22 protein-coding genes are annotated in these 24,321 nt (G+C 38.5%); 10 read left to right on the top strand and 12 right to left on the bottom strand.

Features of this window, described 5'->3' with window-relative positions:
* Positions 1 to 11 precede the first annotated feature (11 nt).
* Positions 12 to 1,391, top strand: coding sequence for a VCBS repeat-containing protein (locus H5157_RS14690; protein WP_182724973.1), 1,380 nt, complete (start codon positions 12 to 14; stop codon positions 1,389 to 1,391).
* An 88-nt stretch (positions 1,392 to 1,479) separates the two neighbouring features.
* Here H5157_RS14690 and H5157_RS14685 read toward each other — a convergent pair whose 3' ends face one another.
* Both H5157_RS14685 and H5157_RS14680 read right to left on the bottom strand, forming a co-directional pair.
* On the bottom strand, positions 1,480 to 1,935 hold the full coding sequence (locus tag H5157_RS14685) for a hypothetical protein (RefSeq protein ID WP_024604676.1): 456 nt from the start codon (positions 1,933 to 1,935) through the stop codon (positions 1,480 to 1,482).
* A 12-nt stretch (positions 1,936 to 1,947) separates the two neighbouring features.
* Entirely contained in the window at positions 1,948 to 2,223 is a 276-nt protein-coding gene (locus tag H5157_RS14680; protein ID WP_007581281.1) for an EF-hand domain-containing protein, read from the bottom strand.
* A 301-nt stretch (positions 2,224 to 2,524) separates the two neighbouring features.
* Between H5157_RS14680 and H5157_RS14675 the strand changes: the two genes are divergently transcribed.
* On the top strand, positions 2,525 to 3,382 hold the full coding sequence (locus H5157_RS14675) for a PA4780 family RIO1-like protein kinase (RefSeq protein WP_182196864.1): 858 nt from the start codon (positions 2,525 to 2,527) through the stop codon (positions 3,380 to 3,382).
* Between the two features lie 24 nt (positions 3,383 to 3,406).
* Here H5157_RS14675 and H5157_RS14670 read toward each other — a convergent pair whose 3' ends face one another.
* From H5157_RS14670 to fucP, 7 genes are all read right to left on the bottom strand, one after another.
* On the bottom strand, positions 3,407 to 4,081 hold the full coding sequence (locus H5157_RS14670; RefSeq protein ID WP_182695987.1) for a response regulator: 675 nt from the start codon (positions 4,079 to 4,081) through the stop codon (positions 3,407 to 3,409).
* A gap of 38 nt (positions 4,082 to 4,119) precedes the next feature.
* Entirely contained in the window at positions 4,120 to 5,565 is a 1,446-nt protein-coding gene (locus H5157_RS14665; RefSeq protein ID WP_182721353.1) for an ATP-binding protein, read from the bottom strand.
* On the bottom strand, positions 5,565 to 6,095 hold the full coding sequence (locus H5157_RS14660) for a hypothetical protein (protein ID WP_024597033.1): 531 nt from the start codon (positions 6,093 to 6,095) through the stop codon (positions 5,565 to 5,567). Before H5157_RS14660 ends, H5157_RS14665 begins: the two co-directional genes overlap by 1 nt.
* 9 nt (positions 6,096 to 6,104) lie before the next feature.
* Positions 6,105 to 7,760 carry a YHYH protein gene (locus H5157_RS14655; protein WP_182724993.1) on the bottom strand — a complete coding sequence of 552 codons (1,656 nt, stop codon included), beginning with the start codon at positions 7,758 to 7,760 and terminating at the stop codon, positions 6,105 to 6,107.
* Positions 7,761 to 7,839: 79 nt separating this feature from the next.
* Positions 7,840 to 9,765 (bottom strand): S9 family peptidase, encoded by a 1,926-nt coding sequence (locus H5157_RS14650; protein ID WP_182715411.1) that lies wholly within the window; start codon positions 9,763 to 9,765, stop codon positions 7,840 to 7,842.
* A 43-nt stretch (positions 9,766 to 9,808) separates the two neighbouring features.
* Positions 9,809 to 10,417, bottom strand: coding sequence for a flavin reductase family protein (locus tag H5157_RS14645; RefSeq protein WP_024597030.1), 609 nt, complete (start codon positions 10,415 to 10,417; stop codon positions 9,809 to 9,811).
* Positions 10,418 to 10,548: 131 nt separating this feature from the next.
* Entirely contained in the window at positions 10,549 to 11,856 is a 1,308-nt protein-coding gene (fucP, locus tag H5157_RS14640) for an L-fucose:H+ symporter permease (protein WP_029753314.1), read from the bottom strand.
* Between the two features lie 226 nt (positions 11,857 to 12,082).
* Here fucP and H5157_RS14635 point away from each other — a divergent pair, with 226 nt between their 5' ends.
* The 6 genes from H5157_RS14635 to H5157_RS14610 all read left to right on the top strand — a co-directional run bounded on the left by H5157_RS14635 (position 12,083) and on the right by H5157_RS14610 (position 19,859).
* Positions 12,083 to 13,300: an ROK family transcriptional regulator gene (locus H5157_RS14635; RefSeq protein WP_100218334.1), complete on the top strand. Its 1,218-nt coding sequence runs from the start codon at positions 12,083 to 12,085 to the stop codon at positions 13,298 to 13,300.
* Positions 13,301 to 13,534: 234 nt separating this feature from the next.
* Positions 13,535 to 16,123 (top strand): TonB-dependent receptor, encoded by a 2,589-nt coding sequence (locus tag H5157_RS14630; RefSeq protein ID WP_182724972.1) that lies wholly within the window; start codon positions 13,535 to 13,537, stop codon positions 16,121 to 16,123.
* Positions 16,124 to 16,186: 63 nt separating this feature from the next.
* Positions 16,187 to 17,179 carry a carbohydrate kinase gene (locus tag H5157_RS14625; protein ID WP_182724971.1) on the top strand — a complete coding sequence of 331 codons (993 nt, stop codon included), beginning with the start codon at positions 16,187 to 16,189 and terminating at the stop codon, positions 17,177 to 17,179.
* A 445-nt stretch (positions 17,180 to 17,624) separates the two neighbouring features.
* Complete coding sequence (locus tag H5157_RS14620; protein WP_182724970.1) at positions 17,625 to 19,154, top strand: cryptochrome/deoxyribodipyrimidine photo-lyase family protein; 1,530 nt, start codon at positions 17,625 to 17,627, stop codon at positions 19,152 to 19,154.
* Positions 19,155 to 19,156: 2 nt separating this feature from the next.
* Positions 19,157 to 19,297 carry a DUF2256 domain-containing protein gene (locus H5157_RS14615; protein ID WP_002958154.1) on the top strand — a complete coding sequence of 47 codons (141 nt, stop codon included), beginning with the start codon at positions 19,157 to 19,159 and terminating at the stop codon, positions 19,295 to 19,297.
* Positions 19,298 to 19,421: 124 nt separating this feature from the next.
* Positions 19,422 to 19,859 carry an OsmC family protein gene (locus H5157_RS14610; protein WP_182724969.1) on the top strand — a complete coding sequence of 146 codons (438 nt, stop codon included), beginning with the start codon at positions 19,422 to 19,424 and terminating at the stop codon, positions 19,857 to 19,859.
* 70 nt (positions 19,860 to 19,929) lie between these two features.
* Here H5157_RS14610 and H5157_RS14605 read toward each other — a convergent pair whose 3' ends face one another.
* Positions 19,930 to 20,115, bottom strand: a complete 186-nt coding sequence (locus H5157_RS14605) for a 2TM domain-containing protein (protein ID WP_182724968.1) — start codon at positions 20,113 to 20,115, stop codon at positions 19,930 to 19,932.
* Between the two features lie 218 nt (positions 20,116 to 20,333).
* Here H5157_RS14605 and H5157_RS14600 point away from each other — a divergent pair, with 218 nt between their 5' ends.
* On the top strand, positions 20,334 to 21,110 hold the full coding sequence (locus tag H5157_RS14600; RefSeq protein ID WP_076925120.1) for an EAL domain-containing protein: 777 nt from the start codon (positions 20,334 to 20,336) through the stop codon (positions 21,108 to 21,110).
* Positions 21,111 to 21,159: 49 nt separating this feature from the next.
* On the opposite strand, the gene H5157_RS14595 is transcribed toward H5157_RS14600, so the two are convergent.
* The gene (locus H5157_RS14595) at positions 21,160 to 22,647 is read right to left on the bottom strand and encodes a dipeptidase (RefSeq protein ID WP_182724967.1); all 1,488 of its coding nucleotides are present in this window, start codon (positions 22,645 to 22,647) and stop codon (positions 21,160 to 21,162) included.
* Between the two features lie 336 nt (positions 22,648 to 22,983).
* On the opposite strand from H5157_RS14595, the gene H5157_RS14590 reads away from it, so the two are divergent.
* A complete protein-coding gene (locus tag H5157_RS14590; RefSeq protein WP_182693613.1) occupies positions 22,984 to 23,175 on the top strand; it encodes a DUF2986 domain-containing protein in 192 nt (63 codons plus the stop codon).
* Positions 23,176 to 23,177: 2 nt separating this feature from the next.
* Here the strand turns inward: H5157_RS14590 and H5157_RS14585 are convergent, their stop codons facing one another.
* Positions 23,178 to 24,140 carry a TDT family transporter gene (locus tag H5157_RS14585; protein ID WP_182724966.1) on the bottom strand — a complete coding sequence of 321 codons (963 nt, stop codon included), beginning with the start codon at positions 24,138 to 24,140 and terminating at the stop codon, positions 23,178 to 23,180.
* Positions 24,141 to 24,321: the final 181 nt, after the last annotated feature.

Genomic DNA, 24,321 nt, shown 5'->3' with positions numbered 1-24,321 from the left:
AAGGAATTTGCATGATAAAACCACTTTGCTATTCACTCATCACTTTACTTACCCCCATAAGCGTTATAGCTCAAACAATGGCAATAAAAACAACGGATGAATTAGTATCAACCGATTCAGAGATTTTATTTGCATATAATAAAGAATTAAAACAATTAGAAGCCATCAATTTACTTACATCACTTAGTAGTGAACTTGCTTTACCAAAAAACGCCATCGGGTTTGATGTGGCAACACTTGCTAACATCACCGATAAACAAGCACTCGTACTAACAAGTGATGGCGTATATAAAGCCCAAGCAGGTAAACCAACATTGTTGTTTAATTATGAGTCGGTTCTTAATCAATTAAAAATAGATAAATTTGAAAAAGTAGACTTTGTTTTCGATGCTAACAATGACGGTCTAAGCGATATTTTCATTCCTGGGTTAGCAAGCAGTACTTTATACATTCAAAATAAAGATGGCAGCTTTAAGCCTAACCAATTTAAGCAAATACCTAAATATGAAGGCCGCTTTTCAGGAAAAGGGCTTTCTTTAGAAGTTAATATTAACAATAAACCTGTGGTTATCGATTTTAACCACGACGGATTAAACGACCTGGTTTTTTCAAATGACTTTGGAGCAGATGTACTACTTGCTAATTCAGAGGGCTTTGAGCAAAAGCTTACCTCAATTGATTTTAGCATTGAGCTAGGCGAGCTAAGCAATGGCGAGACTCGCAAAATAAAGCAAATTATTGATATTAATAACGACGGATTTCTAGATTTTACAACCAGACAGTTTAAGCCTACACAAGGTATGGACTCGCTAGATATAAAAATAGCACATACTTTGTACCTAGGGAGTGCTAAAGGTTTTACTAATACGCCCATTACCTTATTTGAAACACAGGGCCCTAGTGAGTTATTGCTCAAAACTGACTTTAATAATGATGGCTTAATTGATTTACAAAAAATGGACTTAGATATTGGCTTAGGTACTATCGCCTCTATGGCATTAGGCGGTGGCAGTACTGATGTAGATGTAGAAATGAATCTTTATAAGCAGCAACCCGACGGCTCATTTGCCAATAAATCGAGTATTGAACTTGATTTAGAAATGGAAGTGGGGATGAATGGCGATGAATCAGAACCGGCTCTCTATTTAGGCGACATTAACGGCGATAGCTATATTGATGCGATATACAAATACAGTAAAAAAACGCTGTATATTTATTATGGAGAGCAAGACTCACTGCTAAATGATAAACGCAAAAAATTAAAGCTAACGCTGCCTAAAAATAATAAAGATATTCTTCTGGTAGATATAAACCAAGACGGTAAAAAAGATTTTGTATTTAAATTTACCGAAGAAGATGGCACCAGCAAAATAGAAACACGATTAAATTAAGCCAATAAAAAAGCCCAACAGAATTAACCGTTGGGCTTTGGACTTAAGACTTTCGAGTAACAGTCAGCTTTACTCTAAGTAATAACACCTAAGCAGTTACATTTAGCAGTGAATCGCCTTCACTTAAACCAAACTTCTCTTGCACTGATGCAAGGATTGATTCTTTATCTTCATCAGACAACTGGTTTGAATACTCAGTTAAGAGCTCATCTAAGTAGCTCACTACCTCGTCTGTATCGACTGATTCTAATGAGTTTTGTGGCGGTGGCGGCGGTCTTTGACCTTCTGCTCTTCCTGCATCACCAATGCTTTTAGCATCAAACTCGAGTTCGCCCATTAAATCAGCAAGCTCTTTTGTTGGTTCAATACCTTGTTCTTTAAATGCAGCTTGAATACTTTGCGCATCGTCGCTAGTTAAGTTTTCTGCATCAAACTGTGCAAGCGTTTCTTTAACAAAATCACTTTGCTCTGTTGTTAATTTTGCAGCTTGACTACTTTGTTGCGGCACAAAACTCGCAGAGCTGCTGCCAATATTATTAATCATTTTAGTATCCTTTCAACGTTCACGACGAGGTGGTTTATGATCGCTAAGCTCTTGTTCACTAATTTCGCCATTACCATCGGCATCTATAGAATCAAAAATTGTTTGTGCATCACCGTGCGGCGGTTTTTTAGCACTAAACTCTTCAAAGCTAATTACGCCATCACCATCAGTATCAATAGTTGAAAAGTCAGGTTTTTCAGGAGGATTGTCACCGCCTCGAGCAGCTACATTAGCTGAAAAAGCAATAGATAATATTGCCACAGTGGCAAGAGTTGAAAAATGCTTCATAGTAATAACCTCGTATTTAAGAATTAAACTAAGCTTACGCTTTAAAAACGCAAACAATGTGCAAATAATGAGGAAGTAATAAATTATTTTTAATAAAAACTGATGATTCAAAAAAGTTCTGGTTGATTGCTTTGCAATCAATATATAAGCTAATAAAATAATACGATTAATTACTCTCTGGCAGTAGTGTTACTGCCCTTAATTCTCAAAGCTGATATACTGCTTGAGCCAATTAAACAAACAAATACAGAGCACTTTCATAAATAATGATTAATAACCAACCCTACTTAGCAGGCAATCTGTGAAAATACCTAAACGCCTACAACCTCTTGTTGATGATGGCCTTATTGACGAAGTAATAAGCCGACTAATGAGCGGTAAAGAAGCCGATGTATTTATTGTGCGTTGTGGTGAACATATTCGCTGTGCGAAAGTGTATAAAGATGCGGTTAAACGTAGTTTTAAAAAAGCGGCACAATATCAAGAAGGCCGAAAAGTACGTGGTGGACGCCAAGCGCGTGCAATGGGTAAACGCTCTAGCTATGGCCGCCAATTAGAAGAAGAAATTTGGCAAAATGCCGAAGTTGATGCGTTATCTCGTTTAGCTAGCGTGGGTGTACGCGTTCCTGATACTTACTTTTGTATTGATGGCGTGCTGCTTATGGAGCTCGTCTCTGATGAAGATGGTAACGTAGCCCCTCAACTAGGACATGTCGTTTTTAGTGAAGAGCAAGCGATTGAGCAGTATAAACTCATGATACATTACATTAAGCTTATGCTTTGCGCTGGTATAATACACGGTGATTTATCTGAGTTTAATGTACTTGTAGATAATAACGGCCCTGTAATTATAGATTTACCGCAAGCCGTTAACGCTTCAGCTAATAACAGTGCACAAGCTATGTTTGCACGCGATGTAAATAACATACGCCGCTACTATGGTGAATTTGCGCCAAGTATACTAAAAACTCAATACGCTAAAGAAATGTGGGCACTATTTGAAGAGGCCAATTTAACGCCTAATTCAACGCTTACAGGTGAATTTGAAGACAGCGACGAACTTGCTGATGTAGATTCTATTCTTGATGAAATTCAAGCTGCCGAATACGAAGAGTTTGACCGTTTAGAGCGAATTAAAAATGCTGACGACGATGAGTAACTCATCGTCATAGCTCATTCCACCTTACTGTGGATGCACAAACCGGTAGCCAACCCCATAAACAGACTGGATAACACTTTCAGTTTGTGTCACTTCATCTAGTTTTTTACGCAACTTTTTAATATGGCTATCAATAGTACGATGGCTCACAATACGCTGATCGGCGTACATAGTGTCCATTAAGCTATCGCGCGAATAAATACGATTTGGGTTGTTAAACAAAGGTTTAAATAGTTGAAATTCAAAGTTCGTCAATTCTATACTGTTTGATTTAAATTTTACGCTGTAGCTGCTTTCGTCAAGCTTCATTGTTGACTCTGTAACGTCACTTGCGTTATTTAATCGCCTTAAAATAGCTTTTACACGTGCCACCAGCTCAGCATAACTAAACGGCTTACAAATATAATCATCTGCACCTAATTCCAGCCCAAGCAGCCTATCTATTTCTTCTACTTTTGCCGATACCATAATAATAGGCACGTTTGAAAAGCGCCTGATTGCTTTACACAGTTCAATACCACTTTGACCTGGTAACATTATGTCTAGCAAGATTACACTCGGCCTGTTAATTTCAAGCCAAGGTAATACTTCATTCCCGTGATGTATTTGATGAGTAATAAAGTGATGGCTGCTTAAAAAGTCACTCATTAAGTTAGCTAGCTTTACTTCATCTTCCACAATTAGTATTTGTTCACTCATAGGCATCTCTGTAAGTAACCTTAACTTTATTTTATAAGCTAAATAGTTGGCAATCTAATAATAATAGCAAGGCCGCCTAAGCTGGCTTTTTCTGCAGCTATTTCACCTTTATGACCTTTAACTATATGCTGGCAAATAGATAAACCTAAGCCAGAACCGCCCTCTTGGCGATTACGCGAACTATCTACTCGGTATAAATATTCAAATAAATGCGATAAATGCGATTGCTCTACACCGACACCATTATCTTCGATTATAAGCTCTAAATAAGTTTGCCCTTTAATGCTTATATTATTAGCCGTTAAAGAAATAGTTGTACATTGTGCATAGTGTACTGCGTTCATTAAAATATTATCGAGTAGCTGCAAAAGGCGTGTTTTATCTGCTTGTACAGTTATGTGTTTAGCGCTATTTAGTAGGTATATTTTTATATTATGTTGTTCAAGCACAACCTGATATTTTTGCTCAATAGTATTTAATAATAACGCCATATCAGTAGGTTGCATAGTGTAGTGCATACCTCCTAACTCTGCGCTATTGAGCATATGCAAGTCGTCTATTAAGCGTTTTAAATGCAAAGCTTCATCGTTAGCCGAACTTATATTTTTTGCGTTCGGTTCTCGTATACCAAGTAGCATAGCTTCAAGTTCACCGAGTAAAATACTCATTGGCGTCCTAAGCTCATGAGAAATATTAGCAAGCCAACGCTTACGTACTTGCTCATCTTTAGCGAGTGTAAATGCAAGCGTATTAAAATCTTCGCTCAACTGTCCTAGCTCGTCTTTTCGCTCAAGTTTGAGTTTGGTCTCGTAATTACCTTGCGTTAAGCGATGCATACCGTTAGCAATTTGCTTTACAGGGCTTACTAGGTGACGAGACAATAAAAAAGTAACCATTAATGTTAGCAATACCGCAGCTAAAGCAATAAACCATAAGTAGTTAGTTTGCTGCTGTAAAAAATCAAGCTCATAGCCATCAACCAAGCTATCTCTTTTAGAAACTGCTAAGTAACCCACTATTTTATCGTTAACAATAATTGGGGTTGTTATATATTTTAAATCGCTGAGGTATCTACCCACTACTCGCTGTTTATTTTCGTCAAGCAAAGCGTAGTGAGCAATATTTTCTGGCGGTGGGCGGCGATCTTCCTCTAAACGAATATGATCTGGCGGCGGTGGTCGCATCACTCGCCCACGCGGACCTGGGCCTTCTTGTGGCCTAGGCAAAAACTGGCTATTTTCTAATTGCGATTCAACACGTTTTCTAAAGCTTTCGCCATTGCCGACAACATGCTCCCATGAGGGTGTTTGTTCGTATTGCTTTGCAAATTGCACAACAAGTGGTTCAAGCGCTTTCACCTCTTTTGCATTAACAAAATCAATTACGCCTTGCCCTATGCTCCACTGTATAAGAACCACAAGCCCTGCAATAACACTAAAGGTAAAACTAAATAGTATTAAAAAAAGTTTATTATGAATTTTCATTAATGCGTGTTTTCAACCTTGCTAGGAAAGCTCTCAAATCGGTATGTTATAAACTCTTTGGTTTGGTCGTTAACATACAGCGTAGCAACTATTTTTTTACCTTGAGCGGTCCAATACATATGACCATGATTATTTAAAGTAACCGATACGGTATTTATACCAGTTTTAAATAAGTTAGCAGGTAAATGCAACGCTTGTCCGTAAATTCGCTGTATTTTAACCCCATTAATGTATAAATGAGCATGACCTTGTAAAAAACCGGTGTCTTGGTTTGTTGTCACGCCCATCATTTGTTGCATGTTCATCGTGCCCTCTGGCGGCACAGACAAATCATAACGCTGTGTATCTAAAATTAAGTTATAACCCGACATACTATCTTTTAATAACTTAAGGCTTAATGCCGGGATTGGCGTGTCATTTGGCACAGCTATAGGCATATGGCTATGATCCATCATTTCCTGCTGCGCAAAGAGCTTGAAGCTCAATAGCGCAGCAGTTGTTAGGATCAATGCGTATTTAAAATAACGCATAGTTACTCCTTACATTCCCGGTGGTGGACCCATTGTTTCGCCAGTATCACAGCGACCAATTGAATTAGCGGCTAATTGACCTTTAAAACGAGGCCCTATTTGATAAGGAAAAGAAGGCTGTAATTTACCATCACTGTCTAACGTTAGTGTTATATGGTAGTGATAACCCTTACCATCATTAGTATCGTGGCCGTTATGCTCATCTAATTGAGCACCGGTTACTGTTTTTTGCGCGTAGTAATAATCTTCAAAGTAATAACCATCGTCGGCATTCAATGTATTACCAGAGAGCGTCGTTACTTGTGCACCTATAGCAGGACCTGCATCACTTGTTTGTGTACCTTGGCTAACATCGTATTGATCAACTAAGGTACAGCTTCGCTCACCCTCAGTACCACAACCCCCTTCACTTGTAGGTGCACCGTAATCTCGCATTTCCCAGCCACTTAATGCAAGTTGACCGTTACTTTCATAAGGACCGTAAAGTGGATAGCCATCAGCTGCAAACCCATAGATAGGTGAATGCGCATCGCCATCATCTTCGAGTAAATCAGCTAAGCAACTAGTATAAAAATGGTGATGATATTCACCGTTAGCAGCATGTCCGCCACACACATCAACATCATATTGCTCAGCAATGGGCGCTAATGTATACCAAATATTATTTCCGTAGCTCATACCATCGCCCCAGTTAAATATACTGGTGCCATTAACCATTAAGCCAACTGTACCTAAACCTGTTTCGCAAGTTTCAGCGTCAGATAAATCGGTAGGTGTTAGCGGAAAATATGCTTCAACCGCTTGTTCTGTTGGGCAACCCGGTCCTGGAGGCCAATAACCTGCACCGCCTGTGTCATCACAGTTTTCAGTGCTGCTGTTATAGCCAATATCTTCACCAAAGGAAATGGTTTGCCCTACTGCTGCAGAAGTTACACCGTTATAAAAATCGGTAGCTGCACGCGGGCGGTTATTTAACGCGTCTACTTGGTCTTGTGTAAGCGTTACATCATATTTAGGAATGTCAGTAGTTTGCACATACATGTATTCAACGTCAGCATCTTCCTCAGTAACGCTAACAACCTCAACTGATTGAACATCTTCAACCACTGCACCATTATTTTGTATGTATGTAGAAGTTGTATCGTTGTTAATTAACCAGCTGGTAAGTTTTGCACTATTATCAACTGTATCTGAGTCTGATGAAGCAATAACATTAACTATAACTGTATCTACAACGACATCGTTTGTGCCATCATCTGCACTAATTTCAAATACAAGTGCTTCATCGGTTAAAACTTCAGGTGCAACAAACTCTGTAGACGTTGCAGTACTTGAAGATAAACTAACGGTAGTGCCTGATGTTTGCGACCAACTAACCGATACTTCACCGTCATCTTCAACCGTTGAACTTAAATAAACGGTATCGCCCGCATTAACAGTTTGGTCAATACCAGCATCAACCGTTGGAACACTATTACTGACTGTATCGCCGTCTGTTGCAGTACTTGTTGAATCGCTATTACATGCGCTTAAAGCGATACAAAGCGCACTTAACGCAAATAACTTAGTTGCATTAGCAGCTTTTGTTTTAAGAAGTGTTTTCAATGCTTGAACCTTTACTTTAACGTTTAATAAAACAAAGTTAACAAGTAAAAGTGCAAACAATGTGCACAAACAAAGGAAGATTGTGATCAAAAAAGACAACCTAAGTTGTCTTTTTGCTATTTAACTGGAGTCTGGCTATTTATTTTTTCAAATGTTTATCAAAAAAGTCTAAAAATGCCTGAAGAGTTTTAACTCTGTGTTCTTGATAAGATAAGTAATGGTCACCATCCTCAAGCTCAATATAAGTAACATCTTTTGCTTCATCATCAAGTTCATCCTGCATTTCTCTACTATGATAAACAGGTACCACACTGTCGTCAGTTCCATGTACAAGCAATATTGGTCTTGTTATTTTTTTAGCAAAATTCACTGGAGAATTAGCTTCTAGTAAATCATCATCAGTTCCAAACTGCTTTCTAACGATATTTTTGTTTGTAAAGTGTCGTGCTTTACTCACTAAATACTGTAAATCACTTACCCCAGCAAAACTAGCTGCACATTTAAACGTTTCTGGGTGCTTAATTACAGCCATTAACGCTGCATAGCCACCATAGCTAGCACCACCAATACAAATGCTATCTGCTTGTGCTATTCCTTGGTCAATTAACCAGTTTGCACCGTCTTGCAAGTCATCTTGCATAGCCAAACCAAAACCTTGAATTGACTGCATTAAAAAGTCGTGCCCATAGCCACTCGAACCACGGAAATTAGGCTGTAAAACAGCATATCCGTTATAGGCTAATAAAGCTGTCCAGTAATCAAAATTAGCATAATCCCTTGCCATGGGGCCGCCATGTGGAAATATAATTGTTGGTAACTTATCACCTTCTTTATATTCTACTGGTAGAGTTAGATAGCCTTCTATTTTCAAGCCATCTCTTGCCTTGTAGCTAATGCGCTTTTTGCCTCTGTATACAGAGGCATCTATTTGCGGATAAACATCAGCAATTGCACTCACCTGCTTTTTTACTCTATCCCCAAATAAATAACTACCCGACGTTTTGTCTGAGCTGATATAGAGTATATATTTTTGCTGATCTTTACTAGTACTTACAATGTCTAATTTATATTCATCTTTAGGGAGCGATACGCGCAAAGAACGATGTAATTTATCTAAGTCTTTATCCCAATATTTAATACCATCATCTAAATGTGAATCAGTAAAGCCTGCAACTTCGCCAGTTTGTTGTGAATAAAAAATAGACCCATCAAAATCATATTTACTATTACTGTAAATTAGCTCGCGAGCTTTAGTCGTTAAATTGAGTTTAAATAATGCATCGCGCCCTTCATGTAACGCAGTGATGTATAAAAAATTAGAGTCTTTATCAAACCCTAATATAGAAATACTTTGCTTACTAAAAACCTCATAATCAAATAAAGTTTCCCACGACTGTTTATTCTCATCAAAATAATCGTAAGTAAATTGCGTATCGTCCATTTTTTTTGCAATACGAACTTTACCTTGCCTGTCGGCAAACCAAGTAACTACATTACTGCGTGGTCTTTGTATTTGTGTCTTACGTAATGTGGTTAAATCTAACTCATAAACTGCTGGGGTATTTGCTATTTTAAAATCCCCTTGAACTAAAATTTTATTCTCTTTTTCAGGTAAAAAACTAACAATTCGGTCTGAATATTGTGGCTGGATTTCATCTCTTACTGTGTTGGCTTTAAAAGCTAATTTAAGACCTTTATCATTTTTAAAGTTATACGCATACATAAGCGTTGATGTATATTTGACTCCGCCAAACTGATATTTTATATAGCGAGCACCAAGTAACAGTACGTCATCATTTGCCCAGTTATACCAATCAAAAAACACTGTATGGTTATTTGAGTTTATAATTGGTGTTGTAACCCCCGTCTCCAAGTTTTTAACCATTAAGATTAAAGTCCCTTGATGGTTTCTTATAAAAGCGAGGTTCTTACCATTGGGAGATAGCTTCACTTGGCTAAAATCTTTTAAGCCTGCAAAAACCTCTATAGGTAGTTTTTTATCTTGTGTGGCAAAAGAGCCAAAACTTTGCAAAGCAATTAACAAAGTGAAAATGAACTTAAACATTCGTAAATCCTTTTATTATTGTACTCCTAAGTAAACGATTATTTCACAACTGTGGCCTTTTAAGTAAAAACTTATCTTTGGTTGTACTAAAGTAATCGCCGCCCATTTTGCCCACTGCATTTAATAATTCAGGGTCAATATAGCCACCACTCATCACTTCATCGTCTATACAAATACCCACTACATCCAGCAACATCATTTTTCCACCGCCAGGCTCATTTGAAATACTAATAACTTCGCGTAACTTACATTCAAACCGTACTTTTGAATCGGCAACGCTTGGCGCGTTAACTAACTTACTTGGAGCTTGGGCAATGTTAGCTGCATCAAACTCGCTTATATCACTAGGATAATTTGCACAACTTTGGTTCATTTTTTCAACTAGCTCTTGGCTGACAATATTAACCACACATTCTTTAGTTGCCATTAGATTACTAAGCGTATCTTTATTCGTTTTATCACTAGGGTTTACTTGCGTAACACTTAAAACAGCTGGCTTGCAACTAGCCACAGTAAAAAATGAATAAGGCGCAATATTTGCACTACCTTCGCTATTTAATGTACTTATCCATGCGATAGGCCGTGGGCTGATACCGCCTACTAAGTAAGAGTAAACATTTTGGTTGGTATTTTCGGTGAGATCTAAAAACATATTTTTTCAACTAAATAAGAATATCAACATGCCTAATATCTTAATCCGATGAAGGTTGGGGTTAAAGAAGATTTACAAATGAGAAAAGTTAAAAAGTAAAACCGAGCCTTCAGGCTCGGTTTTCAATCCATTTAGCAAGGCGCTACATTATTGAATACTCTGACTTTTGTTTTTAAATCAAATGCAGCATAAGCTGCAACAATAATAAAACACCCCGCAGGCACAACATAAGAAAACGCGACACTGTATGTATCAATAAACACAGCTTGGAATACAGGAACTATCGCTCCACCTAAAATAGCCATTACTAAACCAGCAGCACCTAGTTTTGCATCATCGCCTAACCCATGTAGTGAAATCGCGTAAATAGTTGGAAACATTAACGACAAGCAAGCCGATATACTTACCAGCGCCCATACGCCACTTATATTTGGCATTTTCACCATATAAAAACACAGCAGCATTGCAATAATAGAGGTTGCCATTAACAGTTTGGCAGGACGAATAAATCCCATAAGCCAGGTCATTACAAATCGAGAAACTAAAAAGGTGATCATACTGTATTGTAAAATACTTCCCCCAGTAACTTCATTTGTATCGAGTGCCTCCATTACGTACTGGATGGTAAATGTCCATACACAAGTTTGCGCCGCAACATTAAAAAACTGGGCGATAACACCAAAGCGGTAATGGGTATTTTTAAACAAGCGCTTAAACGTTGCACTAAATTCTACATGCTTAGAGACTTTTTTTTGCTTACAAAAATTAGGTGTTTTAGTAAACGCAATTGCCAACCAAATAAAAACCAACACACAAGCCATACCAACATAAGGCACCATAACTGCATCAAGTTCTGCGCTTATAATGCTAGTTAATTGCTCACTATTCATATTTGTGCGCTCACCAGAGGTTGCGGTATTGAGCTTCGGTAAAATAAGGGTAGCGGCTAAAAAAACACCAATGTTAGTACCGACAGGGTTAAATGATTGCGCCAAATTCAACCTGCGAGTTGCACCTTGTTGGGTGCCCATTCCCATTACATAAGGGTTTGCTGATGTCTCTAAAATAGATAAGCCTCCAGCTAACACAAACAAAGCCACTAAAAAAAAACCATAAGTCATTGCTTGGCTGGCGGGATAAAACAAAAATGCTCCGATTGCAGCCATCCCTAAACCGGTTAACACACCTGTTTTATACGAAAAGCGTTTATTGATATATGCCGCCGGAATAGCTAGGCAAAAGTAAGCTCCATAGTAGCTAAATTGTACCAATGCAGACTGCACTGACGACATAGTAAAAATTTTACTAAACACTTTTACTAGCGGATCAGTCATGTTTGCCGCAGCTCCCCATGCAGCAAAGCACAGAACAAGTAAAATAAAGGGAACCACCATCTCCTTGGAGACAAGAGGTGTTTGTGTGTGTGTGTGTGTGGTCATTGCCGTGTCTCAGTTGTTAATGTTAAGTAAAGCATTTAACCAGTTAAATATCATTCCGCCAATAAATCAACTATAGTTATTTATTGACCTCCGGTGACTTATTTATACTCTGTCGTAAATTTAATAATAAGAAATGAACCCGGCAATAAAGCTAATATAGTCGCCAATTACACACACTCGGTGTACAATTAATCAGGTTATTCAAGATAATAACAACTAGGTAGGAATAATTATCAAATCTAAAAACCCTCGACTCTCTTTACAAGAAGGCCGAAGCCAATCTGGCCTGCGTGCTCATAATGAACGCCGAATTATGTCATTAATTCGCCAACACGGTAGTGCTCCAAAAGCTGAAATTGCACAAAAAACAGGGCTTTCAGCACAGGCCGTCACAGTAATTATCAATAGTTTAGAAGCCGAATCGTTATTAATACGGAAAGACCCTCAGCGTGGTAAGGTTGGCCAACCAACCATCCCATTTGCGTTAAATCCAGATGGTGCATTTGGAATTGGCTTAAAAGTAGGTCGTCGCAGTTTTGATTTAACCTTGATTGACTTAGTAGGAAATATACGCGCAACTTTGCACGAAAACTGCGCTTACCCCACAGTACAGAGCTTGCTAACCTTTTTAGAGAAAGGGATCAGCGTACTTAAAATGAGCTTAAGTGACGAATTAGCCAAGCGTATCTTAGGTGTGGGTGTTGCAACCCCTTACGAAATTTGGAACTGGACAGAAGAAGCCGGCGCTCCAAAAACAGTATTGAATGAATGGAAGTCTTTTGATTTTAAAGAAAAAATAAATCAAATTGTACATCTTCCCGTGTATGTATGTAATGATGATACCGCTGCTTGTTCAGCTGAATTAAGCTTTGGTAATCCTGCTCGTTTTAGCGATTTTTTATATATTTTTATTGGTACTTTTATTGGTGGTGGAGTTGTTATAAACGAAACCTTATTTACTGGTAAAAAAGGTAATGCCGGCGCTATAGGTTCATTACCTAGGCCTATGCTTAATAGTGAAGGACAACTAACCTCCCAACAACTTATTATGCAATCATCACTGTATATTCTCGAAAAAATGCTCAAAGGTGATGGCTACAATACTGACATACTATGGAGTTCAAAAGAGTATTGGGGAGACTTAGGCCCCGTACTCGATAAGTGGATAGACCAAGTTGCAGATGGCCTCGCCTACGCGGCATTGTGTTCTTTAGCTATTTTTGATTTTGAGGCAATTGTCATTGATGGCGCCATTCCTATCAATGTCAGAGAAAAAATAGTTTTGGCAACAAAGTTAAAATTGAGCCAGGCTGATCATCGCGGTATTAATCGCTGTGAAGTACAAAGTGGCTCTATTGGCGCCAAGGCTCAATCAGTAGGCTGCGCTAACCTTCCGTTACTTATCAACTTTTCTCAAGATCACGCAAGCCTTTCACACCACTAATATACTTTAAAGTTAAAAAGCAGCCATCGGTAACGTTGGCTGCTTATTTATTTTTTATCAGAGGTAAAAAATTCACTTAAACAATCAAAAAGCTGTACAAAAAATAATAAGTAATAATAGTTGATTTATTATTTTAAGTTCTCTACATTCTATTTACAAATTTGATAACACTGACATGTTTGATTAATAAAACCGCAAATTTGTATACACACACAACAAAGAGAGAACAGAAAAATGAAAGTATCAGCAAAAATGACTCTAATTGCAGTCGCTGTAGGTCTATCCATATCCCCTAGCGTCTTGTCACAAGAGCAACAAGTAGCAAAAAGTGATTTAGGGTTTGAGCGCATCATTGTAACGGGAACATCTCGGCCAAAAGAGAAAATCGAATCAACTAATGCAATAACTACCTTTAACGAAGCAAAGTTAGAGCAATTGGCTCCGCACAGTGTTGCTGAATTAGTGCGAAGTATTCCTGGTTTTCATGCCGAAGACACCGGTGGAGAAACCGGTAACAACGTAGCCCCACGAGGCTTTCCGTTATCAACGCAAACAGAGTTTACAGCACTACTTCGTGATGGTATGACCGTGTTTTATAATCAAGATATTTTATTTACTCAAAATGATCGCTTTACCCGTTTGTCTAATTTTGTTGGCAGCGTTGAAGCTATTCGTGGTGGTGCCTCGTCAATTTTTGTTGGTAGCGCGCCAGCTGGGTTTATTAATTTTATTTCTCGTGAAGGCTCCGATGATACCCAAGGTGATGTGTTTTTTGAAACCAACAGCAACAACCGCCTAGGTGGACAAGGTTGGGTTAGCGGATCAATAGACGATCAGACAACCTATGCTGTTGGCGCTTGGTATCGCAAGGATGACTCCGCACGCGATCCGGGGTATACAGCTAACCAAGGTGGTGAGCTTAATGGCAATATTAAGCACTTTTTTAAAGATGGCAGCGGCTTTACCCGCTTTGAGTTTAATAAACAAAACGATAGATCATTCTTTTTTATTCCTCAGCCATTAATAGGCTCAACCACCAATGCTAAAACAATCCCAGGCGGGATGGATATCAGAGATGGCACCACCGGTAACTCAGCAGGTGCGCGTTTATTAACTCTTAATAACACCCCAAGCGGCGACATTGATTTGGATATTGCAGATGGTAACTACGCTAATGTGACCTACTTTGGCAATACAACCGAAATTGAAATCAACGAAAACTTAGTCTTTTCAAATCAAATGCGTTATACCGATATGCTAACAACCTTTACCGGCATCATTAACGTAGGTAACGCCGAATCGTTAGCTAGTAAAGCACAAGCTATATATGCTGCAAATACTGATGTCCTTGCAGGTGCCATGGTTGATGGTAACCTAAGTTACGATATACGCGATGCAGGAAACGGCTTTGTATTGGCTGATTCAAGCAACGTAAATACCTACAACACCAATGGATACGGAATAAACGCAGGCTTTTGGCATAGACGTTTTGAAGGCGATAACTTTCAAAACGAAACCAGATTCAACTACACCTTTGATGATGTAGGCGAAGGGACTCTTTATGCTAATTTTGGCTTATTCTTCTCTAATATTAATGGCCATGTTACCGACTATCGAATTAATACACTGCAATCAGTAGAGCCCCTACCGCAGCGCTTAGATGTTGTATTTACAGATGCACAAGGTCTTGACATTGCCAGCGGTACTTACAAAGGTATTCAGGCTGGATCACATGGTTTTGCCGATATTGTTTATAGTGAAAATACCCTTGCGCCCTTTGCTGACTTTGAATACGAGCTTGAAGATGTGTCGTTTAATCTGGGCCTAAGGTACGAAACCCTCAAAGCAGATGGGGAAGCGCAAAACCAAGCTAATTACACAATTGACAGTTTTGCCAGCGATACTGATACCGTCAATGGGAATATTACCCTGCCCTTTGGTGATGGGACTTACCGAAACTTTGATGTTGAATACAACGAAATGGCATGGACAATTGCAGCTAACTACAAATTTAACGACGACTTAGCGGTATTCACTCGATATGCAGATGGTTTTCGTATGCCTGATGTAGATAAATACATGGCGATTACCGACCTAACTAGTCAAGAGGAAATTAATCAATTTAATAACTCTGAGAGACGCGAAACACAACCAGCTTCAACGGTAATGGCCGAGGTGGGCATTAAATATAACGAAGGTGATGTCGCAGCATTTGTAACCGGTTACTTCGCCGCTGCGGATGATTTATTCTTTAATGTACCTACTGTTGAAAATGGTCAAGTAGTGCAACGTCAAGCCTTTAGAAACACAGAAACCTTAGGTGTAGAAGCCGAATTTAACCTGCAAATCACCCAAGACTGGCGCATTGGTGTATCTGCAACGTACCAATCACCCGAATTTGTAAACACACCAGCGGCGCAATACTTGGATGCTAATGGAAGCTCTGCCTCTATTGATATAAACGGCAACTTACCTGTACGTGTGCCTAAGCACTTTGGCCAATTAACTAGTAGCTATCAGTTTGAAGATTTTTCGTGGGGTATGGCAGCTATTCATGGTAGCTACTCTTGGAGCGGTAAACGTTATGCCGACGACGCCAACACAGCAGAACTGCCTATGTATGGCATGTTAAACCTTGGTTTATCCCTTGAAAACGAAGACGGTTATTACCTTCGTGCCGATGTTAAAAACCTAAATAACTCAGAAGGCTTATCAGAGGGGGATCCTCGCGCAGGTGAAACGGTAGCAGGTCAAGCAACTACATTTAATGCGCGCGTTGTCTTACCTCGTACCTTTAGCCTTACTATTGGTAAGCGTTTTTAATTTTACTCTAATCTAGGGTATCGTCATGCAAAGCGATACCCTCGCAATTTTTAGGAAAATATAATGGAAGTAGTTGCAATTGGTGAAGCTTTAATAGATATACTCTCACATGACTGCATGCACAATAAGGCATCAAATAGCGAACTAGACTTCACACAGTTTGCCGGAGGCGCACCCGCTAATGTTGCTGTAGCCGTAGCAAAGCTTGGTGGTTCAAGTTATTTGCTTGGTAAAGTAGGCAATGATAAATTTGGTCGCTTTTTAATAAATGCACTCAAAATGTATAATGTAAACACATCTTATGTTGGCTTTTCAAAAAAAGGGAAGACGGCACTCGCGTTCGTATCGTTGGATGAAAACGGTGAACGTACATTTGAATTTTACGATAAAGATGCTGCACATTACAATTTACAAATAACCGATTTAGAGCCCTCTTTATTTTCAACACCTAAAATTGTGAGTTTTTGTTCAGGCTCTTTTGCAAAACCTTTAGTATTAAATACAACCTTACATGCGCTAAAACACTTTAAAGAATCAGGCTCGGTTACATGCTTTGACATTAACTTTCGTTCAGCCTTCTGGGATGAACCACTCACAGCTAAATCTGTTATTGAGGATGTTGCTAAAACAGTTGATGTTATTAAAGCGAGTAAAGATGAGCTGATCTCGCTTTATGGAATAGAGCATATTGATACCACTATTAGAAGTTGGGTAGATAGTGGCGTAGCTTTAGTTTTAATGACCGATGGTGGCGAGCCTATTACTTTTTCATCTAGCTCATTTAGTGGTACTTATCCTTGCCCTAAGGCATATGTTGTGGATACCACAGCTGCAGGCGATGCGTTTGTAGGTGGTTTTTTATATCAAATATCTTCGCTAGTGAGTAATAAAACAGAATTTACTGACTGGGCAAATAACTTTACTAACGTTTCAAAGGCTATCGACTTTGCTACTAAATGCGGAGCCAAAACAGTAGCAACGTTTGGAGCCTTTGATGCCCTACCTACATACCATGATATCTCGGCGAGTACCCTTAAATCTTCGTGTCGATGTTAAAAACCTAAATAACTCAGGAAACTTATCAGAGGGAAGTTTCACTCAGGTGAAACGGTAGCAGATCAATCAATTATATTTAATGCGCGCGTTGTCATATCTCGTGTCTTTAGCTTTACTATTGGTAAGCGTTTTTAATTTTACCCTAACTGAGGGTATCGTCATACAAAGCGATACCCCCGCAAGTTTTAGGAAAAGATAATGGAAGTAGTTGCAATTGGTGAAGCTTTAATAGGTGTACTCTCACATGACTGCAAGTGCCAAAATTGCTTAAGTATCACGGTAATTCTCCCTATTTATAATACTTCTTTTATTGGCGACTCATTTTAGTATCACCTTAACATGAGTTGCCTATATCAAAATCGTTTTTACACTAGTCTTCTTTTACATTTAATACGTATTGGTTTTGTCCTATTATTTATAATGCCACGGTTTTAATATTGCCAGTATGAAAGAAAAAATAAACATCGTGTGGTTTAAACGTGATTTACGTCTTAGCGATCATCAACCATTAAAAAATGCATTTAGTAATGGCTTACCGACCCTGTTGCTTTATAACTTTGAGCCATTACTGCTCGAAGATGCACACTACAATGAGCGGCACTGGCGCTTTGTGTATCAATCGATAGTTGAGTTAAATAATCAGCTAGCGCGTTTTAACGCCTGTGTTTATATATTTAATTTAAATATGAACGATTTACTTGAGTCGATAAAGACGCAGTTTGAAATAGTTAATATTTTTAGCCATCAAGAAATAGGCTTAAACAACACCTTTGAGCGCGATAAGGCAATAAAAGCATGGTGCCAGCATAACCACATTAATTGGCAAGAGTCGCAAACAGGCGCGGTAATTCGCGGCAAAAAAAATCGTAATAATTGGAACGAACGCTGGCAGCAAACAATGCAAGCACCTATTGCTGTTCCTAATTGGAAGAGTATAAAAACAATTACCCTTAATAACTATCAAGCGCCTGAGCTGCCAAGCGCTTACACTCAAGATCACGACAGCTTTCAACAAGGTGGCCCACTGCATGCGCGAACTGTAATGCAGAGTTTTTTTGCCGAGCGCGGTAAAGGTTATCAAAAGGGAATATCGAGCCCAAGTTTAAGCCAAACCCACTGCTCTCGGCTTTCGCCCTATCTAGCATGGGGGAACATTAGCCTTAGGCAAGTGTATCAAATGACCATTGATGAATATCATTCAAAACACCCTGACAAAAGAGGTTGGAAACGCCCACTAGCAGCGTTTGTATCGCGCTTGCATTGGCACTGCCACTTTATGCAAAAGTTTGAAAGCGAGTGCTCTATGGAGTTTTTAGCTCTTAATCCGGGTTATCACGTATTTCCGTATCGTGATGATGAACGTGTGAAAAACGATATTGAACGCTGGGCGCAAGGTCAAACAGGTATTCCAATTATTGACGCTTGCATGCGCTGCTTAAAAGCCACCGGTTATATAAACTTTAGAATGCGCGCCATGCTTGTAAGCTTTGTAACGCATCATTTAAATATAAGTTGGCAGCAAGCAAGCTTTCCGCTCGCTAATTACTTTTTAGATTTTGAGCCAGGGATTCATTATCCGCAAATTCAAATGCAAGCCTCGGTCACAGGTATTAATACCATTAGGCACTACAACCCAATTAAGCAATCAGAAGATCAAGACCCAACAGGTTCGTTTATTAAAAAGTGGTGCCCCGAGCTTGAAAAACTCCCTATTGAATATTTACATCAGCCTTGGGAGCAAACTCCAATGGAAGCACTCTTTAACGACTTTAAGTTAGGGGAGGATTACCCTGAACCCATGCTTGATTTAACAGCGGCCTCAAAAGAAGCACGCGAACGCTTATGGCAATACCGTGAGCGAGCCGATGTTAAACGTGCCATAGGGAAAATTCTTAAAAAGCACGTTGGGGGTACTCAAAAAGTTACTCGAACAAAAAGTAAAACGGATACTAAAAATAACAGTAAGGCTAAGTAAGCATGGCGCACAAAAAACTAAACTTACCTCAAAAAATATGCCCTATTTGTAATAAACCTTTTACGTGGCGTAAAAAATGGCAGCGCGACTGGGATAACGTTATTTACTGTTCAGAGCGCTGTAAGCGAAATAAACAGGGGTAACAATTAACTGGCGCCTATTTTGCAACATCATCAGTAATTAGTGCTTTTAAGGCTTTATATAAGTTTATTTTGTAAATAACGCTTAGATAACCTGAAAAGCTTACACTCTAGCAAGGAGAAGATGATGACGATTAAAAAAACGGCAAGTTCAACATGGTCTGGCGACATTAAAACAGGCAAAGGTAGCATATCAACTCAAAGTGGCGCGCTTATTAAACAACCTTATGGTTTTAATACCCGCTTTGAAGATGAGGCGGGCTCAAACCCTGAAGAATTAGTAGGTGCAGCGCACAGTGCATGTTTTAGTATGGCGCTTTCACTTGCATTAGGTGATGCAGGCTTTACCGCAGATAAAATTGATACTAAAGCCACTGTAAGCCTTGATGAAGTAGATGATGGTTTTTCGGTGACGCATATTGCCCTTGAGGTAAAAGCGCGTATTGATGATATTCAAAACGAGCAGTTCCAAGCCTTATGCGAGCAAACCAAAAAGAACTGTCCTATTTCCAAGCTCTTAAATACTGAAATATCACTAGATGCGACACTTCAATCAGCATTTTAAATATTTAGACTTAACTATTTAGACAGTCCCTTACTAAACAAGCCAAGTAAATATTTACCTGGCTTTTTTATTATGAAGAATTATTTTTAGGTTTATTCCTACTCAAAGCACTTACTACTAGCCCAATTCCCATCCCAAGCGCTGGCCATACTACCCACATATAACTAGGCGAAGTTAGTAAATTTATAACGCTTAGCAAAGTTAAAATAAGTAAATATGCTTTAATTTTTTTGCCTATTGTAATTGTGTTGCTCATTTATATTCTCCAAGTAATGTATGTTGCTATTATTGTTTTAATAAGCAACGTACACACCTGCCAAATGTCACTAAGTGATCTGACATTAGTCATTATTTTTCATTTAATTACATAGTTATTTATTACGTATAAAAACATAAAAAACAATACTTTAATCTATTTGTGTTAGAATCTAATCTCAACTAACCTAAAAAAATATGCATAAGAGGATGAGCTAAGTGAGCGAAAAATCAAAAGATTGCGAAAAAGTGACGTGTAGTAACTGTGCTGACGCTAACGATCTCGAATTTGATTTTTCTATGGCTTTTCAACCGATTATAAACTGTAAAACTAATCTTATTTATGGCTATGAAGCGCTGGTTAGAGGTTTAAATGGCGAGTCTGCTTATTCAATTATTTCAAAAGTGAATGAAGACAACCGCTATGCATTTGATCAGCTTTGCCGTATTAAAGCCATTCAACTAGCTTCAAAGTTAGGCATAACATCAATGCTAAGTATTAATTTTTTACCTAATGCTATTTATAAACCAGAACGATGTATACGCACCACACTAGAAGCTGCAAAAAAGTATAACTTTCCAATTCAAAATATTATGTTTGAATTTACTGAAGTAGAAAAAATAGAAGACACCGCACACATTAAACGCGTTATTGATTACTACCAGTCTCTCGGATTTAAAACGGCTACCGATGACTTTGGTGCAGGTTATTCTGGTTTAAATCTACTGGCTGACTTTCAAACAGATATTATCAAGCTTGATATGGCGCTAATACGCGATATAAGCAACGATAAAAAGCGCCAATTAATAGTAACTCATTGCTTAAATATGTTTCGCGACTTAAACATTACCGCACTGGCTGAAGGAATTGAAACAGTAGAAGAATATACATGGCTAAAGAACGCAGGTGTTGAGCTTATGCAAGGGTATTTATTTGCCAAACCAATCTTTGAAAACTTGCCTGAAGTAAATTTTGAGGACATAGGTGCTGATTAATGCCCAACACCTATTATTTATATCTTATTGAATCTAAGTAATGCTAAAACTACATATTACCCAGCTCTATCATCATCGCTGTGTACATACGCAAATTAAGCTCTAGTTGCTCAAGTGTCATAAATTCATGCTCTGAATGACCTGTGTAGCGCTTACCCGGCATTGAAGGGCCAAACGATACAGCATTATCAAACAGCTTTGCGTTAGTGCCACCACCTATTGATACAAAGTCAGCTTTTTCGTCGCCCGTAAAATGCTTGAAAATATCAAGCAGCTTTTGCGCATGTGGCGCGCCATCAAGTAGCATAGGTGTGCCAATAATTGTTTCTATGTTAGCAAGTGTTACATTGTTAGTAGCTTGCCAATTAGCGAGTGCATCATCAATTTGCTTTTGTAATACAGCTTCGTCTTTACCCATTGGGCGACGTGCATTTACAGCAAGTGTTAGCGCATTACCATCGCGCTCAATAACGGTTGGTGCCACTGTCATTGGGCCCATAAAGTCGTGCTTGTAAGCTATTTCGCCAAATTGTTTACCGTGAATGTCTAAACCAATTAACTGATTCACAAAGTCGATTAGCTCGCCGTCACTGTTATTTTCAAGCTTCACACCTTTAAATAACTCAGCTAAATAAGCAATAGCATTTATACCCGACTCCGGCTCAGATGAATGCGCCGACATACCTTTAACGCTTATTGCTAAACCATTACTTTTTTCACTAAAGTTAAATTCAACTTTATTTAATGTTTTAGCTTTTGCTTTTAATGTATTAATAAGTGCCGCGTCTGCATTGTGAAGCACTAAGCTGGCGTCTTCTGGAATTTGGCTTCTAAACGCACCGCCAGTTACATCCTTTACATATAAACCCGTTTGTGGTGATGTTGCATTAAAAGTAGGTGCAATTAAGCTCCAGCCTTTCTCGGCAACCACTACAGGGTATGATGCATCAATCGTTACTGCATATTTTGGTTGTTCATACGTTTTCATAAATTGAGTAAGCGGACCCCAATCAGACTCCTCAGCAAGGTAAATCATAAGCTCAATACGGTTATTAAGGGTTATGCCTTTATCTTTAATTGCTTTCATGGCGTAAAGCGCTGTTGCTATTGCACCTTTGTCGTCCTCAGTACCACGACCAACTAATTTACCCGGTTCAGATGTATCAATAATAAAAGGGCTTTGTTTCCATTTACTTGCATTAGCAGGTTGCACGTCGCCGTGGGTTACTACCGTTACTTTTTCGCTTTGCTCGCCCATACCAATTAATACGGTGTAGCCTAAATCTTGGTAGTCAAAACCAAGCTCTGCGGCTTTCATTTTTAAAAGTGCTTTAAAGCCAATAAAATCGGGATTTTGAGGAGTGTTAATGTCGCTTTTATTAACCGTCGGAAAAGCCACTAAGTTAGTTAGTGTGTGTATTTGAGCATTTTGGTAGGTATTTACTGCGTAATCGGCAACGCTATCAATATTTTTATTTAACTGCGCATGTGCGCCAAATGCAAATAAAGCAATACTGGCTAAAGCTAACTTTTTCAAAACAATTCCCATTTAATTAATAGCTAAGAGCGGTAATTATAACGCTATGAGTTACTTACTTATAGCTCTTTACGCCAAACGCGCAGATTACTTAAGGTAAATAACCTGAACTCTGGATAATAAATCTATCTCAAGCAGCTATTTCCAGCGCTAACTGCGTTGAACTTACTTGCAATAGGCCAGCTATTGACGCGTAAGTTCGCCTTGTTTTCACTGAAAATCTCTGGCTAGAGAAAATAAATTTAAATATCACTATAGTTCAATACGCTGGTAAACCTCTTACCCAGAGTTCATGTTAAATATTTATATAGCAGCTTTTATGAGGATGACTGTATAATGCGCGACTTAAAATTAAGAGAGTATTTAATTGTGAACCGTCGTAAAAAAATCGTCACTAAATTTCAAAAAAAAGATAAACGCACTAACGCTAAACTACACAAAAGCAACAAACCCTCTTATGTGTCAAAAGCTGAGCGCGAAAAACTAGCTGAGCAAGAAAATAATGAGCCACAGGTAATCCAAGAGTAACTTTACGTTACCTGTTGCTTTGATAATTTAAAGTGGCAAAAGTACCGACCACTTACATAACCAACCACTGCCGTGGCAACTATAAGTTCAAACGTAGCTAAGTAATTAACTGTATCTACATATGGCATTGCGAGGTTTATACTTTGCATCCAGTCTTTCATTTTAAATAATGCAGTTGCCCCAATAACCATTGGAAATGTAAAAGCAGCGTAGCTCGGCGTAAAAGGTCTGCTTAATAACTTTATAAATAACACATAAACAATCAGTGTTTTTATTATCGCTAATATAAATAATGCCCCCACTATAACAAGTGACGGATTAGCTAAAACATGAAAATACCCCACTAATGTTAAACTGGCTGGTGCTGCTAAAATGGCGAGTGTTGGCTGTATTTCGTAGTCACTTTTTAATGCTAATAAAAAACGATAAAACATAATTGGCAGCATTATAGCGTACGTTGATATACCAATAACTAATGCACTATAAGCTAACCACGCTAATGTCGGATTTCCCGAAAAAGTAACATCTGCAATAATTATCCCCACTGGTGGCACAAACCAGCTAGGCGCCATATCTTCAAAATTAAACTTTTTTGCTCGCTGGTATAAAAAACTCACCAAAAAGGTTAGATGCAACACAAAAGCTAAAACCCACATAATGTCGCCAGCTAATTGGTTAAATTGCCCAACTGAGTTTGAAATAACAAGATTAGCCATTGCAAATGTAGGGATCACACTTCCTGCAACTGGGTGTGCTAAATCGGCTTTTAATAAATGAGGGTGTAGTAAAAACTTAGCAGCCAAAAGTAAAACTAATACGCCAGCTAATACCGCTCCCAAAAATTGCCCTTGGGAGTTTAAATTAAAAACGTTTTCCCATGTCCATCCCATACTAGCAATACCCAAAGCTAAACCGGCCATAGCTGTTGGCGCACCCATCACTTTATTTTTAAATTGCTTAAACACTGTACTTCCTAATCATTGGGTGATGAACAAGTTACTGCTTTTTACTGCATTGCCTTAAAATAACGCTGTAAAATTAGTACAAGCGTGCTTAATAGAACGCTTTTTGCGTACAAATATTTCATAAAAATAAGTTTACGTATTAGTTATTAGTTATTAGTTATTAGTTATTAGTTATTAGTTA

Source organism: Pseudoalteromonas sp. SG43-3 (assembly GCF_014164385.1).
Classification (GTDB): domain Bacteria; phylum Pseudomonadota; class Gammaproteobacteria; order Enterobacterales; family Alteromonadaceae; genus Pseudoalteromonas; species Pseudoalteromonas distincta.
Note: the sequence above shows the minus strand (reverse complement) of the source record. Positions and strands in the feature narration are given on the sequence as shown.

What these genes read in the sequence shown, in the direction of transcription:
- H5157_RS14685 (WP_024604676.1), bottom strand. Translation starts at nt 1,935, where the DNA reads ATGATTAATAATATTGGCAGCAGCTCTGCGAGTTTTGTGCCGCAACAA.
- H5157_RS14615 (WP_002958154.1), top strand. Translation starts at nt 19,157, where the DNA reads ATGGCGCACAAAAAACTAAACTTACCTCAAAAAATATGCCCTATTTGT.
- H5157_RS14620 (WP_182724970.1), top strand. Translation starts at nt 17,625, where the DNA reads ATGAAAGAAAAAATAAACATCGTGTGGTTTAAACGTGATTTACGTCTT.
- H5157_RS14610 (WP_182724969.1), top strand. Translation starts at nt 19,422, where the DNA reads ATGACGATTAAAAAAACGGCAAGTTCAACATGGTCTGGCGACATTAAA.
- H5157_RS14590 (WP_182693613.1), top strand. Translation starts at nt 22,984, where the DNA reads ATGCGCGACTTAAAATTAAGAGAGTATTTAATTGTGAACCGTCGTAAA.
- H5157_RS14665 (WP_182721353.1), bottom strand. Translation starts at nt 5,565, where the DNA reads ATGAAAATTCATAATAAACTTTTTTTAATACTATTTAGTTTTACCTTT.
- H5157_RS14660 (WP_024597033.1), bottom strand. Translation starts at nt 6,095, where the DNA reads ATGCGTTATTTTAAATACGCATTGATCCTAACAACTGCTGCGCTATTG.
- H5157_RS14690 (WP_182724973.1), top strand. Translation starts at nt 12, where the DNA reads ATGATAAAACCACTTTGCTATTCACTCATCACTTTACTTACCCCCATA.
- fucP (WP_029753314.1), bottom strand. Translation starts at nt 11,856, where the DNA reads ATGACCACACACACACACACACAAACACCTCTTGTCTCCAAGGAGATG.
- H5157_RS14670 (WP_182695987.1), bottom strand. Translation starts at nt 4,081, where the DNA reads ATGAGTGAACAAATACTAATTGTGGAAGATGAAGTAAAGCTAGCTAAC.
- H5157_RS14605 (WP_182724968.1), bottom strand. Translation starts at nt 20,115, where the DNA reads ATGAGCAACACAATTACAATAGGCAAAAAAATTAAAGCATATTTACTT.
- H5157_RS14680 (WP_007581281.1), bottom strand. Translation starts at nt 2,223, where the DNA reads ATGAAGCATTTTTCAACTCTTGCCACTGTGGCAATATTATCTATTGCT.
- H5157_RS14630 (WP_182724972.1), top strand. Translation starts at nt 13,535, where the DNA reads ATGAAAGTATCAGCAAAAATGACTCTAATTGCAGTCGCTGTAGGTCTA.
- H5157_RS14645 (WP_024597030.1), bottom strand. Translation starts at nt 10,417, where the DNA reads ATGTTTTTAGATCTCACCGAAAATACCAACCAAAATGTTTACTCTTAC.
- H5157_RS14625 (WP_182724971.1), top strand. Translation starts at nt 16,187, where the DNA reads ATGGAAGTAGTTGCAATTGGTGAAGCTTTAATAGATATACTCTCACAT.
- H5157_RS14650 (WP_182715411.1), bottom strand. Translation starts at nt 9,765, where the DNA reads ATGTTTAAGTTCATTTTCACTTTGTTAATTGCTTTGCAAAGTTTTGGC.